This is a genomic window from Streptomyces sp. NBC_00988 (genome assembly GCF_045162645.1).
In the GTDB taxonomy this organism is placed as follows: domain Bacteria; phylum Actinomycetota; class Actinomycetes; order Streptomycetales; family Streptomycetaceae; genus Streptomyces.
Genome location: NZ_CP108730.1, coordinates 10,085,658 through 10,099,442, shown reverse-complemented (window position 1 = coordinate 10,099,442; position 13,785 = coordinate 10,085,658). Strand labels below are relative to the sequence as shown.

Here is a 13,785-nt window from a genome sequence, read left to right as displayed (position 1 = left end):
TCGGACGGCAGATGCGCCGCCTGTGCGGTGAGTTGGTCGCGGAGCTGAGCCTCGGCGCACCCGCACGCCCCCACGACCTGTACACCGCGCTGTGCGACGCGATGAGCCGCCGCCGCGGCCGCCCGGTCCAGTTCCGTACGGCCGCCTTCCCGGCCTGCACCGCGAGCGGGCTGTGGCTCGACATGGCCGACCAGGATCTCGTGGTGATCGAGGAACGCACCGCTCCCGACCACCAGTTGGTGATCCTGGGCCACGAGCTGTGGCACATGAAGGCCGGGCACTGCGGCCCGCATCTGGAGGGCACCGCGGTGGCCGCCCGGCTCCTCGGCGACACCGTCGACGAGGCCGCGCTGCGTGCGACCGTTCTCAAGGTGGCCGCCCGCAGCCGGTTCGAGCGTGCCGACGAGCGGGAGGCCGAGAGCTTCGGTCTGCTGCTCGCCAGCAAGTGCCGTACGTGGCTGGCCGGTTCGTCCCACAGAGGACCCGCGCGGCACGACCACCTGGCGGGGCGGATCGAGGCGGCGCTGGGGTATCCGGGGCCGCGCGGCTAGGACTTGACGTCCCGTCAAACAGGTCTGTCGGCAGACAGGCAGGCGCGTCTCACGTGGCGCTGCGTTCGCTCGCCTCCCGCAGGTCCCGTTCCGTCGCGCCGCCCTGGGCCGTGACGCCGGGGCGGCCCTCGCACAGAAGGTCGCGCCAGTGCTCGCGGCTCCAGTGGGCGGGGGTGGTGGTGCCGGTGAACTCCTCGACCAGGGTGAGGAACCGTGCCGGGTCGGTGTGGAACGGGAAGTGCCCCGCGCCCTCGAAGATCTCCAGCCGGCTGCCGGGCATGGCCTCGTGGGCGCCGTACGCGTGCCGGACCGGCACCACGCTGTCCCGGTCGCCCCACAGCAGCATGGTCGGCATACCCTCGGTCAGGTAGCAGCGGTCGAGCATGGTCACCACCTGGCCGCGCCAGTCGACGACCGCGCGCAGGGTGCGGATGAAGGCGTTGCGGGCGGTCTCGTCGGGCAACGCGTCGACGAGGGTGAGGAGTTCGGGGGCGTCCCGGCCGAGGTCGGTGTCGAGGAGCCGCAACAGCCCGACCGTGAGGCCGACTTGGAGACGCATGCCGGGCAACCGAAGCGCGGACAGGGCGAGATGGGACCCCGGGAGCGAGACGAGCCGTAGCACCGGATTGACCTCGCGGCCCACGCCGCCCGCGCTGACGAGGACGAGGCGTTCGGTGCGCTCGGGGAACTGGTAGGCGAACTGCATCGCCACTCCCCCGCCCAGCGAGTGGCCGAGCAGGGTCGCGGACTCGATGCCGAGCGTGGTGAGCAGGTCGCGGACGCCGTTCGCGTAGGCGGCGACCGAGTAGTCGGCCCGCGGTTTGTCGGAGGCGCCGTGGCCGAGGAGGTCGGGCGCGATCACGGTGTGGGTGCGGGCGAGGTCCGGGATGAGGTCGGTCCAGGTGGCTGAGGAGTCGCCGATGCCGTGGATGAGGACCAGCGCCGGGCCCTGGCCGGCCATGCGGAAGGCGCGCCGGTATCCGTGCACGACGCGGTACTGCAGCTCAAGTTCTCCGACGCCCACCGAGCGCAGTCGTGCGGCGCGCGCCGGGCGCCGTGCCGGGACGTCCTCCACGCACTCGCCTCCCGTTCACCTGGCCGCCCGCAGACGGCCGAAAGCCCTTCCCTCCAGCGTAGGGCCGCTGTCCCACCGGGGATTTCGGTGACGTTTCGCCTCCGCTAAGCGGGCGAACCGGCGCCCGTCACAACGGCATTGTCAGTGGCACCCGGCAAGCTGGGGTCGTGCCACCGCCGTGCGGGGGCGCATGACGCCGACCAGGGGAGAGCCGTCCTATGCAGACCGCAGTGATGACCGACCGTGAGCGCGCCGCCGTTCAGGCCTATCTACGGCTGCTGCACACGGTCCGAGCAGCCTTCGACGGCCCGCCGGGCGCCCCTCGACCGGTCCTGGTCCCGCCCTCGGTACTGGCCGAGGCGGACCAGGCGTTGACGGACGCCGGGCTCGCGGGCAACGAGGAGGCGTTCTTCAGGCTGCTGGAGAGCTGGTGCCCGGAGGGGTGAAGGGAGTTGAGGGATGCGGGACCGTGACCGCCGTGGCGACCAGTCCGCGCCCGACGGTCCAGCGGCCCTCGAAGACGTCGAGACGTTCGCCGTCCACCACCGGGCCGGGCACAAGGAGACGGGCGCGGAGGCCGCCGCGGGTGTCCTCACCCGGGTCCGTGAAGACCTCGATGTCGGCCTCCGAGAAGTCCAGCCACTTGCCCGTCAGGGGGAACCACGCCTTGTAGACGGACTCCTTGGCGCTGAACAGGAGCCGGTCCCAGTGGACGCCGGGCCGCTCCGCCGTCAGGCGTGCCAGGCGTTCCTGTTCGGCCGGCAGGGAGACGGAGGGGAGGATGCCGTCCGGGAGCGGGGCGTGGGGTTCGGCGTCGATGCCGAGCGAGGCGAGGTCGCCGGCGCGGGCCAGTGCGGCGGCGCAGTAGCCGTCGCAGTGGGTCATGCTGCCGATGACTCCGGCGGGCCAGGCCGGCGCGCCGTGGGCGCCGGGCAGGATCGGCTGCGGGGGCACGCCGAGCTTCTCCATGGCGCGCCGCGCACAGGCCCGTACGGCGGCGAACTCGCGGCGTCTCTTGGGCACCGCGCGGGCCACGCGGGCCTCTTCCTCGGGGTACAGCCGGGCGTCCTGGAGCCCCTCGTCACCGTGTGTCTCCACGGTCACCACGGAGTCCGGAAGCAGTTCCTCGATCACCGGTTCCGACCTCCATCGGCAGGATGCGGCGCAGTCGGCCCGGGGGTTCCGGGCGCTTCTGCCACTCGCGGGGGTATCCCACGGACACCTCTTCGAAGCGGACCCCCTCGTGGTGGGTGGTCCGCGGGATGTGGAGATGGCCGTAGACCATGGTGTCCACGCGGAATCTGCGGTGCCAGTCGGCGGTCAGGGTGGTGCCGCACCACATGGCGAACTCGGGGTACCAGAGGACCTCGGTGGGGTGCCGGTCCAGGGGGTAGTGGTTGACCAGGACCGTGGGCAGGGTGTCGGGGATCTCGCTGAGCCGGCGTTCGGTCTCGGCGACCCGGGCCCGGCACCAGGCCTCACGGCTGGGGTAGGGGTCGGGGTGCAGCAGGAACTCGTCGTTGCAGACGATGCCGGTGCCGTGCGCGTACGTCAGTCCCTCGGCCTTGGTCGTGCAGCCGGCCGGGAGGAACGAGTAGTCGTAGAGCAGGAAGAGGGGTGCCACGACGACCGGGCCGCCGGGACCCTCCCAGACGGGGTAGGGGTCCTCGGGCGTGACGACGCCCAACTCCCGGCACAGGGCGACGAGATGGTCGTAGCGGGCGACGCCGCGCAGGGTGACGGGGTCCTTGGGGTGGGTCCACAGTTCGTGGTTTCCGGGGGCCCAGAGGACCTTGCGGAAGCGGCCGGCGAGGAGTTCGAGGACCCAGCGGATGTCGGCCACGGTCTCGGCGATGTCACCGGCCACGATCAGCCAGTCGTCGTCCGTGACGGGCCGCATGTTCTCGACCAGGGCGCGGTTCTCGGCGTACCCGATGTGCAGGTCGCTGATGGCCAGCAGCTGTCCGGCACCGCCGGCCGTCGACTCCACCCTCGCCCCCTCCGCGCACCCGATGGGGCCCACGAGATCACATCCCGCCGTTCCGCGACAAGACGGCCGGACGCACGGGGGCGTGTCCGCGGAGCGGGCCGCGGGAAACCCGGAGGCCCGGGCGACGCCGCGACGGGAGTTCATGTCCCGGGTGGGCACCATCGGGAAATCCGTAACACGGGCGTTGCACGCGGCACCCTTCGCAAGCCGTATGATCGCCCCAACACCACCGCTACGAACGCCCCTTCGCCGAGGGCGGTTTGGTGTACCTCCAACCACCTTGGCCGGGCACGGCCTCGCTCCGCCGTGCCCGCGAAACCGAAAGGACGGCCCTGCATGGTCTCTCGCGTACGCGTCTGGCTCAACCGCACGTACGCGGAGAACGTGTTCTTCATGGATCAGCTGCGGAGAAATCCCAGCGACCGGGCCGTCGAGATCCATGCCACGCACGGCGACGCGGACTCGCCCGTACTGGCCGCCGCCGACACCGCCGACCTGGAGCCCGAGGGCCTGTCCCCGGCCGCGTACGTCGAGTTCGCGCTCGACCAGTGCGCCCGTCGCGGCATCGACGTGTTCGTGCCCCGGCTGCACCAGTCGGAGATCGTGGCGCACCGCGCGGACTTCGCGGCGGTGGGCACGGCGCTGCTGGCGCCGACCCCCGAGGCCGTCGCCGTCTTCCACGACAAGGTGATCGCGTACGAGGCCGTCCAGGCGATCGGCGTGCCCGTACCGCCGTGGTGGCGGGTGCGCACGGCTCCCCAACTCGTCGCCGCCGTCGAGGAGTTGGAGGCCGCCGGGCACAAGGCGTGCTTCAAGCCGGCGTCCGGCGCCGGCGGGGTGGGCTTCCGCGTGATCACGCGCGCCCCCTTCTCGCTCATGCACCTCAACGGCTTCCCGAGCCCCTACGTCCCGCTCGACACGGTCGTCGAGGCGCTGGAGCAGGCCGACGAGCAGGTCGACTGGCTGGTCATGCCCCGTCTGGAGGAGCCGGAGGTGTCGGTGGACTGCCTGACCGGTCCCGACAACCTGGTCCGGCTCGCCGTGGGCCGCACGAAGAACGGCCGCCGTCGCGGTTTCACCCTGCACGAGCAGTGGCTGGAGCCGGCCCGCCGGATCGCGGAGGGCTTCGGGCTGCACTACCTGTCCAACATCCAGTTCCGCATGTTCGGCGACCGGCCCGTACTGATGGACGTCAACACCCGCCCCGCCGGGGGCCTGCACCAGCTGTCGCTGTGCGGTGTCAACGCCCCTTGGGCGGCAGTGCAGTTGGCGCTCGGCGAGGACCCGGGCACGATGGAGCCGCCGTTCCTGGGCGCCGACTACGCGGTGGTGTCCGGCCCGCGCCAGCTGCGTCCGGTGTCGCTCCCGCACCAGCGCGCGGAGGAGTCGGAGCCCCTGCTCCCGGCGGCGCCCGCACCGGCGCAGGACGAGATGGAAACGGCGACAGAGACCTCGGAGACGGGCAGCCGGGCAGCGGCTCGCGCTTAACTCCCGCTCTCACCACACAACTTCATACCGGTCTGGACCAATCATGGCGTCGCACCTTGACACCGTGATTGGTCCATACCAACTTGGTTGCGCACCCTCTTGCACTCCCGAACACCCCCATTACTTCAGGGAGATCGCGTGCGCGACACACTCAGACGCTCCAGACATCGGCTCCTCGCCCTGCTCGGTACCGCCGCCCTGGCCATGGCCGGGGCGATCGCGCTGCCCGGTACGGCGGAGGCTGCCAACGTCCTGACCAACCCCGGCTTCGAGTCGGGCAGTCTCTCCCCCTGGTCCTGCACCGGAAACCTCGGTTCGGTCGTCTCCTCGCCCGTGCACGGCGGCTCCAAGGCCCTTGCGGGCGCGGTGAGTTCGAGCGACACCGCACAGTGCTCCCAGACGGTCGCCGTGCAGCCGAGCACGACGTACTCGCTCAGCGGCTGGGTGCGCGGCAGTTATGTCTACCTCGGTGTCAACGGCGGTTCCTCGACGTGGACTTCGTCCCCGTCGGCGTACAGCCAGCTGACGACGTCCTTCACCACCACCGCCTCGCAGACCAGCGCCACCATCTACGTCCACGGCTGGTACGCGCAGGGCACCTACTACGCGGACGACATCAGCCTCGACGGTCCGGGCGGTGGCGGCGGTGGCGACACCCAGGCCCCGACCGCGCCAACAGGCCTGACGTCCACGGGCAAGACCTCCTCCAGCGTCTCGCTGTCGTGGGGCGCCTCGACGGACAACGTGGGCGTCACGGCGTACGACATCTACAGCGGTTCGAACCAGGTCCTCAGCGTCTCCGGTACGAGCGGGACGGTCACCGGGCTCGCGGCCAGCACCGCCTACACGTTCACCGTGAAGGCGCGCGACGCGGCCGGGAACAGTTCGGCGGCCTCCAACGCGGTGAGCGTCACCACGAGTGCCGGCACCGGCGGCGGCACCGGCTTCACGCAGGCCGCGCCCTATCTCTACGAGGGCTGGGGCGATCCGCCGAGCCCGAGCACGGTGATGAGCGCGACCGGCATCAAGTGGTTCACGATGGCGTTCGTGCTCGACTCCGGTGGCTGCACGCCGAGTTGGGACGGCAGCCGGGCCCTGACCGGTGGCGTCGACCAGACCGCCATCAACCAGATCCGCGCGGCGGGCGGTGACGTCGTGCCGTCCTTCGGCGGCTGGCAGGGCAGCAAGCTCGGCGCCAACTGCTCCTCCGCGAGCGCACTCGCCGGGGCTCTGCAGAAGGTGATCACCGCCTACGGCCTCAAGGCGATCGACATGGACATCGAGAACACGGACGAGTTCGAGAACGAGGCCGTCCAGGCGAAGATCCTGACCGCGCTGAAGACCGTGAAGGCCAACAACCCGGGCCTGCGCACGATCGTCACCTTCGGCACCTCGACGACCGGCCCGACGTACTACGGCAACCGGCTCATCGAGCAGGCGCAGTCGCTCAACGCCAACATCGACGTCTTCACCATCATGCCGTTCGACTTCGGCGGCGGCTCCGACATGTACGGCAACACGGTCGCCGCGGCCGAGGGCCTGAAGACCAAGCTGAAGTCCACGTTCGGGTGGGACGACGCGACGGCCTACTCGCACATCGGTATCTCCGGCATGAACGGTCTGTCGGACCAGTCGGAGACCACAACTCCCGCTATCTGGACCTCGATCCGGGACTGGTCGAACTCGCACCACATCGCCCGGCTCGCCTTCTGGTCGGTCAACCGCGACCGCGGGTGCGCCGGCGGCGGAGTGGTGAGCAACTGCTCCGGCATCAGCCAGAACACCTGGCAGTTCACGTCCATCACAGCCGGTTTCACCGGCTGACGACCCCCACCCCTGGCGGCCGGTCCCCCGTGTGGGCCGGCCGCCTCGGTGCGTGCCCCGACGGTCGGCTCCGTCGGTCAGAAACGGCCCGAGCCCCAGTACAGCTCCAACTCCCCGTCCAGTTCCACGGCGAGGACCGTGGCGAGCGGGTCGAGGTCGGCCAGGGGCGGCGGGTCGATCCACAACTGCCCTACGGCCTCGTGCAGTCCGCCGACGACCCGGTGGGCGAGTTCGGTGCCGGTGCCGAGCACGGTGACACGGCGGACCGGGGTGACCAGCCCTCGGACCCCGATCTCGGCGCGCGGGATGTCGTACAGGGTGAGATAGAGGGTGCGCCGGTCGGCGGAGAGGGTGCTCGGCCCGTAGTGGTGCCCGGCCGGGAGCCCGCGCACCGTGCCGTACACGGCGTCGGCGTGCTTGCGGATCCACTCCCCCAGGCCTTCGAGGCGTTCGACCTGCGGCTGCGGGATGGTGCCGTCCTCCATCGGGCCCACGTCGAGGAGGAGGTTGCCGCCCCCGCCGATCGTCTCCGTGAAGTAACGCACCAGCTGGCTCAGCGACTTGTGGTTGCCGTCGTGGTGCTGGTACCCCCACGAGTCGTTGATGGTGAGGCACAACTCCCAGGGCCCGTCCGGGGGTTCGACGGGAGCGCCCTGCTCCGGTGTCGCGTAGTCGCCCTCGCTGAGCATGCGGGCGTTGAAGACGACGTCCGGCGAGTACGAGCGGACGAGCGCGGCGAGTTCCTTGATGCGCCACTGTTCCTCGCTGCGGTCCCACTCGCCGTCGAACCACATCAGGTCGGGCCGGTAGCGGGAGGCCAACTCCCGTATCTGGCCGTCCCGGTAGACGATGAACCGCTCCCAGGCTTCGAGGTCCTCGTCCTCCGCCGAGCACTCGGAGTAGCGGTTGTCCTCCTGCTCCGGCGGGCGGCCCGGCTTGCGGGTGGTGGCGTAGTCGGGGTGGTTCCAGTCGGAGTGCGAGTAGTAGAGGCCGACCTTCAGGCCCTGCTCGCGCAGCGCGTCGGCGTAACCGGTGATGTAGTCCTTGCCGAGGTTGAGTTCGCCGAACTCGGTGTCCCACAGGGCGACTCCATCGTGGTGACGGCTCGTCAGGACGGCGTATTTGGCGCCGGCGCGGGCGAACAGGTCGGCCCAGGCGCGCGGTTCGTACCTCGCGCCGGTGAAGCGGTCGAGCTGGGACATGTACCGGTTGTGCGGCACGATGTCGTCGTAGAACGACCAGGACTCCTGGACGCCGTCGACGGCGTAGATCCCCCAGTGGACGAAGATCCCCAACTTGGCGTCGGTGAACCACGGTTGCACGGTCACGGCTGAACTCCCTTTACGTACAGGGCGAGTTGGGAGATGAAGAGGGGCGGGCCCGGCGGCACCGATGCCGGGCCCGCCCCTCCCCCGGGTGCTACTGGCCCGCGCCCGCCCGCTGCAGACGGAGCGTCAGGATCTGGAAGGGCCGCAGGGCGACGGCGACCGAATCGCCGTCGACAGCGACCTCGTCCTCCAAGGGGCGCTCCAGCAGGTCGGTGACCTGTGCGCCGGCGAGGGGGAAGCCCGTGCGCAGTGCGCCCTGGGCGCGGCCGCCGTTCGACTCGTAGAGGCGGACCACGACGTCGCCGGACTCGTCGTCGGCGAGCTTGACCGCCTCGACGGTGATGCCGTCGCCGTCGACGGAGACGACCGGTTCCGGGGCGCCGTCCGAATCGGCCACCCGCAGCGGGAGGTTGAGGGCGTAGCCCTCGGCGACCGCGTCCTCGATGCTCGCGCCGGGCAGCAGCGAGTAGGTGAGGCGGTGCTTGCCCTGGTCGGCGCCCGGGTCCGGGATGCGCGGGGCGCGCACCAGGCTCAGGCGGACCGTGGTCGTCGTGCCGCCGTCCTCGCGGACCGTGCGGGAGACGTCGTGGCCGTACGTCGAGTCGTTGATGACGGCGACGCCGTAGCCGGGCTCGGCGAGGTGCACCCAGCGGTGGCCGGAGACCTCGAAACGGGCCGCCTCCCAGCTGGTGTTGGTGTGCGTGGGCCGCTGGATGTGGCCGAACTGGATCTCGGCGGAGGAGTGCGCGGCCCGGATGTCCACCGGGAAGCCCGCCTTGAGGAACTTCTCGGCCTCGTGCCAGTCGATGTCGGTCTCGAAGTCGATGCGGGGGCTGCCCGCGCGCACGGTGATCGTCTGCACGATCTTCGAGCCCTTGCCGAAGGACCGTTCCACACGGATCGCGCCGAGCAACGGGTCCTGCTCGACGACGGTGATGGAGTCGGCGTCGAGGAGGTCGGTGAAGCGGTTCTTGTAGTGCTTGTCGACGTCCCAGGCGTCCCAGTAGTTGGGCAGGTCGGTGTGCAGGCGCAGCAAGTTGCCCTGGTCGGCGAGGACTTCGCGGCCGCCGTGGCGCAGGTCGCGCACGGAGGCGAGGGTGCCGTCGGCGGCGAGTTCGACGCGGACGATGCCGTTGTCGAGGACGCGGTCGGTGACGGTCACCGCCTGCGGGACGTACTCGGCGGCCAGCGGGGCGCTGCCGTTCGCCGGGACCGTCGCGTACATCGGGACGCCGGTCGCCGTGCGGATGACCTCGGCGCGGTCGAAGGGGCTGGCGTTGAAGACGCGGGTCCCGCCGCCGCCCAGCGCGGCCACGGCCGCCGCCGTCAGCTCCTCCAACTCCGTTGCCACACGCGCGTATTCGGCCTCGGCCTCGCGGTGCACCCAGGCGATCGAGGAGCCCGGCAGGATGTCGTGGAACTGGTGCAGCAGCACCGTCTTCCACAGCTTGTCGAGCTTCTCGTACGGGTAGGCGTAGCCCGGTACGTGCAGGGCGGCCGTGGTCGCCCACAACTCGGCCTCGCGGAGCTTGTGTTCGCTGCGCCGGTTGCCCTGCTTGGTGCGGGCCTGGGAGGTGTAGGTGGCGCGGTGGAGTTCGAGGTACAGCTCGCCGACCCAGACCGGGGCATCGGGGTACTCGGCGCGGGCCTTGGCGAAGAAGTCGTCGGGGTGCTCGACGACGACCTTCGGCGAGCCCTCCAAGTCGGCGAGCCTGCGCGCCCGTTCCATGATCTCGCGGGTCGGGCCGCCACCGCCGTCGCCCCAGCCGAACGGGGCCAGGGAGCGGGTCGCGTTGCCCTTCTCCTGGTAGTTGCGGACCGCGCGGGACATCTCCTCGCCGCTGAAGCGGGCGTTGTAGGTGTCGACCGGCGGGAAGTGCGTGAAGATGCGGGTGCCGTCGATGCCCTCCCACCAGAAGGTGTGGTGGGGGAACTTGTTGGTCTGGTTCCAGGAGATCTTCTGGGTGAGGAACCACTCGTTGCCCGCGAGCTTGGCGAGCTGCGGGTAGGCCGCGTTGTAGCCGAAGGAGTCGGGCAGCCAGACGCCCTTGGTCTCGACGCCGAAGTGCTCGATGAAGAACCGCTTGCCGTGGACGAGTTGGCGGGCGATGGCCTCGCCGCCGGGCAGGTTGCCGTCGGACTCGACCCACATGCCGCCGACCGGGGCCCACTGGCCGCGCTTGACGGACTCCTGGATCCGGGCCCACACCTGCGGGTAGTTGTCGCGCACCCACTCGTACTGCTGGGCCTGCGAGCAGGCGAAGATGAAGTCCTCGTACTCGTCAGCGAGGGACGTGACGTTCGAGAAGGTGCGGGACGTCTTGCGCTTGGTCTCGCGGATCGGCCACAGCCACGCCGAGTCGATGTGCGCGTGCCCGACACCGGAGACAATGTGCGCGCTGGCGTTGGCGGGCTTGGACAGCACCGGCTTGAGCGCGGCCCGTACGTCGGCGGCCGTACCGGCGACGTCGTCCAGGTCGAGAAGGTCGAGGGCTCGGTCGAGCGCGTGCATGATCTCGTGGCGGCGGGGGTCGTGCTCGCCCAGTTCCAGCATCAGTTCGCGCAGCACCTGGACGTCGAGGTCGAGGTGGAAGACCTCCTCGTCGAGGACGGCGAGGTCGGCGCGGCGGAATGTATACAGTGGACGGTCGCCTGCCGTCAGTACATCACCGAGAGGTGTCGGCTCCGAGAAGTTGTTGGCGAGGATGTCGGGGTTGGAGGCCGCCTCGACCAGGTAGTCGATGACCTCGCCGCCCGTCGCCGGGTTGGCGATCGCCACGTACTGGTTGAGCGGGTTGACCGCCTTCAGCGGCGTCCCGTCCACGAGGTGGACCAGGGCCTCGGCCTGGTTGCCCGGCCAGTCGCCGACGAAGCCGAGGTCGATGACGGCCTCGACGCGCTTCCCGGCCCACGCCTCCGGCACCTGCCCGCGCATCCGGAACCAGGTGGTGCCCCAGGGCGGACCCCACGGGGTGTCCATCGCGAACGGCGCGTACGGCGCCGCCGCGGCCTCCTCGAAGGGGACCGGCTCACCGGGGGCCTGCCAGGCCTCGACCGTGAAGGGCGCGGTGGCCGCGTAGATCGCGGGCTTGATGCGCTGGTTGTGGGCGCGCTCGACGCGCTCCTCGATCCGGCGGCGTTCGTCGTGCATGGGAAGTCTCCAGGGAACCAGGGAGCTGCTGAGAACTGGGGAAGCTGTCGAGAACTCGCTGCCGAGAACTCGGGGTGCTGTCGCGAACCTGCGGTGCTGTCGCGAACTTGGGGAAAGCGCTTACCGAAGGGTGCCTACTTAAGGTACGCCAGGCCCGGGTGGACCTCGGTGTAGCCCTCGACCAGCCTGCGTGCGACGTTCACGGAGTCGACCAGCGGGTGCAGCGCGAAGGCCTTCACCGCCGTCGTGCGGGAGCCGTTCTCGGCCGCCGCGAGGACCTCGCGCTCGACGCCCTTGACCGCGCAGACCAGGCCGGTGGCGTGGTCGGGCAGCGGGTCGACGGCGACGGGGTGGGCGCCGTTGGCGTCGACCAGGCACGGCACCTCGATGACGGCGTCCGCGTCGAGGACGGACAGGGCGCCCTGGTTGCGGACGTTGAGGATCAGGGTGGTGCGTTCGTCGCGGGCGATGGCCCGCATCAGGGCGAGGGCGACCTTCTCGTACCCGCCGGAGAGGTCGTCGGCGTCGCGTTCGCCGGCGCCGGCCGTTTCCCGGTTCTCCGCCATGTAGGTCGCCTCGCGCTCGGCGCGGGTGCGGTCCCAGGCGGTCAGCGCGGCCGTGTCGGGGCGCTTCATCTCGTCGTAGAACTGCGCCTGTTGGTCGCGGAGGAAGGCGCCGCGGGTCTTCTCGACCTCGGTGTAGGCGCGGACGGTCTCGCGGTTGAAGTAGTAGTAGTGCAGGTACTCGTTCGGGATCGCGCCGAGCGACTGGAGCCAGTCGGTGCCGAAGAGCTTGCCCTCCTCGAAGGAGCCGAGGAGGTCGGGGTCGGCGAGCAGGCGCGGAAGTTCGTCGCGGCCGGCGACGCGCAGGCCGCGGACCCAGCCGAGGTGGTTGAGGCCGACGTAGTCGATGAAGGCCTCGCGCGGGTTGGCGCCGAGCACTGTTGCGATACGGCGGCCGAGGCCGACCGGGGAGTCGCAGATGCCGATGACGCGGTCGCCGAGGTGGCGGGACATGGCCTCGGTGACCAGGCCCGCCGGGTTGGTGAAGTTGATGACCCAGGCGTCGGGGGCGAGGCGGGCCACGCGCCGGGCGATGTCGACGGCGACGGGGACGGTTCGCAGACCATAGGCAATACCGCCGGCGCCGACCGTCTCCTGGCCGAGGACGCCCTGCGCGAGGGCTACCCGCTCGTCGTTCGCCCGTCCCTCCAGGCCGCCGACGCGGATCGCGGAGAAGATGAAGTCGGCGCCGCGCAGGGCCTCGTCGAGGTCCGTGGTGGCGGTGACGGTGGGGGCGTCGGGCACGGTGGCGGCCTGTTCGGCCAGTACACGGGCGACCGCATACAGTCGACTGTCGTCGAGGTCGTGCAGCACGACCTCGGTGACCCGGCCCTCGCCGCGGTCCGTCAGGAGTGCCCCGTACACGAGCGGCACCCGGAACCCGCCGCCGCCCAGAATCGTCAGCTTCACGCTTTCACCTTTCCTGCCACGACGACCTCGACGCCCGCTTCCTCCAGGGAGGAACGGGTCACCGGGTCGACCGGGGCGTTCGTCACCACCGCGTCCAGGTCCTCGGGACCGCACACCTTCGCCATCCCCGTACCCGGGAACTTCTGCGCGTCCGCGAGCAGCACGACCTTGTCGGCGGCCTTGATCATGGCCCGTTTCACCGGCACCTCGACGACCGTCGTGTCCATCACCTGGCCGCCGGGCCGCACTCCACTGGTGCCGAGGAAGAGCCAGTCGGCGTGCAGCTGGCGCAGGTTGTCCTCGGTGAGGAAGCCCACCAGGGAGCGGTACTCGCGCCGGACCATGCCGCCGAGCAGCACCAGTTCGATGCCCTCGTCGTCGGCCAGCTCCTCGTAGACCACGAGGTTGCTGGTGATCACGGTGAGCCGGCGGCCGTGCAGCTGGCGGGCCAGCCGGTAGGCGGTGGTGCCGATGTCGAGGAGGACCGACTGGCCGTCCGCGACCATCGCGGCGGCGCGCGCGGCTATCGCGTCCTTCTCGGCCACCCGCACCTCGGCGACCTCGGCGAAGGGCTGGTCGCCCTCGTCGGCCACGGCACCGCCGTGGACACGCGTGAGCAGTCCGTCCTCCTCCAGTTTGAGCAGATCACGCCTGATGGTGGCGGGGCTCACACCCAGCTGCTCGGAGAGATCGGTCACGGCCGCGGGGCCCCCGGAGCGCAGGGCCCGCAGGATGAGTTGATGTCGTCGTTCTGCCAGCACGCCGCGAACACTACTCGTCATCTTCAATCATTTCTATGCTCAGTTCTGCTTGGGTATTGACCAATCTCGTCGAGCAGCGCACGATTCCGGTCACCGAAATGAAGAGTTTTGACGAACTCTCCAGCGACGTGCCGACGAGAGGATG

Annotated in this window: 11 protein-coding genes; 4 read left to right on the top strand and 7 right to left on the bottom strand. The window is 70.5% G+C overall.

Features of this window, described 5'->3' with window-relative positions; translation table 11 throughout:
* Positions 1–11: 11 nt before the first annotated feature.
* Positions 12–551, top strand: a complete 540-nt coding sequence (locus tag OG496_RS45655; protein WP_405976831.1) for a toxin-antitoxin system, toxin component — start codon at positions 12–14, stop codon at positions 549–551.
* Between the two features lie 49 nt (positions 552–600).
* On the opposite strand, the gene OG496_RS45650 is transcribed toward OG496_RS45655, so the two are convergent.
* A complete protein-coding gene (locus OG496_RS45650) occupies positions 601–1,626 on the bottom strand; it encodes an alpha/beta fold hydrolase (protein ID WP_399389193.1) in 1,026 nt (341 codons plus the stop codon).
* Positions 1,627–1,844: 218 nt separating this feature from the next.
* Between OG496_RS45650 and OG496_RS45645 the strand changes: the two genes are divergently transcribed.
* Positions 1,845–2,072 (top strand): hypothetical protein, encoded by a 228-nt coding sequence (locus OG496_RS45645; RefSeq protein WP_033281635.1) that lies wholly within the window; start codon positions 1,845–1,847, stop codon positions 2,070–2,072.
* Here OG496_RS45645 and OG496_RS45640 read toward each other — a convergent pair.
* Both OG496_RS45640 and OG496_RS45635 read right to left on the bottom strand, forming a co-directional pair.
* Positions 2,038–2,760 (bottom strand): 4'-phosphopantetheinyl transferase, encoded by a 723-nt coding sequence (locus OG496_RS45640; RefSeq protein ID WP_405975061.1) that lies wholly within the window; start codon positions 2,758–2,760, stop codon positions 2,038–2,040. The two genes, OG496_RS45645 and OG496_RS45640, sit on opposite strands and share 35 nt — an antisense overlap.
* Positions 2,708–3,616 (bottom strand): metallophosphoesterase family protein, encoded by a 909-nt coding sequence (locus OG496_RS45635; RefSeq protein ID WP_405975060.1) that lies wholly within the window; start codon positions 3,614–3,616, stop codon positions 2,708–2,710. The genes OG496_RS45640 and OG496_RS45635 overlap by 53 nt, the downstream gene beginning before the upstream one ends.
* A gap of 336 nt (positions 3,617–3,952) precedes the next feature.
* On the opposite strand from OG496_RS45635, the gene OG496_RS45630 reads away from it, so the two are divergent.
* Both OG496_RS45630 and OG496_RS45625 read left to right on the top strand, forming a co-directional pair.
* Positions 3,953–5,104 (top strand): ATP-grasp domain-containing protein, encoded by a 1,152-nt coding sequence (locus tag OG496_RS45630; protein WP_366493511.1) that lies wholly within the window; start codon positions 3,953–3,955, stop codon positions 5,102–5,104.
* Positions 5,105–5,242: 138 nt separating this feature from the next.
* Complete coding sequence (locus tag OG496_RS45625) at positions 5,243–6,928, top strand: carbohydrate binding domain-containing protein (RefSeq protein ID WP_405975059.1); 1,686 nt, start codon at positions 5,243–5,245, stop codon at positions 6,926–6,928.
* Between the two features lie 77 nt (positions 6,929–7,005).
* Here the strand turns inward: OG496_RS45625 and OG496_RS45620 are convergent, their stop codons facing one another.
* The 4 genes from OG496_RS45620 to OG496_RS45605 all read right to left on the bottom strand — a co-directional run bounded on the left by OG496_RS45620 (position 7,006) and on the right by OG496_RS45605 (position 13,640).
* Entirely contained in the window at positions 7,006–8,256 is a 1,251-nt protein-coding gene (locus tag OG496_RS45620; RefSeq protein WP_405975058.1) for an alpha-L-fucosidase, read from the bottom strand.
* A gap of 91 nt (positions 8,257–8,347) precedes the next feature.
* Positions 8,348–11,407, bottom strand: coding sequence for an alpha-mannosidase (locus tag OG496_RS45615; RefSeq protein WP_405975057.1), 3,060 nt, complete (start codon positions 11,405–11,407; stop codon positions 8,348–8,350).
* A 134-nt stretch (positions 11,408–11,541) separates the two neighbouring features.
* Positions 11,542–12,879, bottom strand: coding sequence for a 6-phospho-beta-glucosidase (locus OG496_RS45610; protein ID WP_366493515.1), 1,338 nt, complete (start codon positions 12,877–12,879; stop codon positions 11,542–11,544).
* Positions 12,876–13,640, bottom strand: a complete 765-nt coding sequence (locus OG496_RS45605; RefSeq protein ID WP_019058991.1) for a DeoR/GlpR family DNA-binding transcription regulator — start codon at positions 13,638–13,640, stop codon at positions 12,876–12,878. Before OG496_RS45605 ends, OG496_RS45610 begins: the two co-directional genes overlap by 4 nt.
* Positions 13,641–13,785 lie beyond the last annotated feature (145 nt).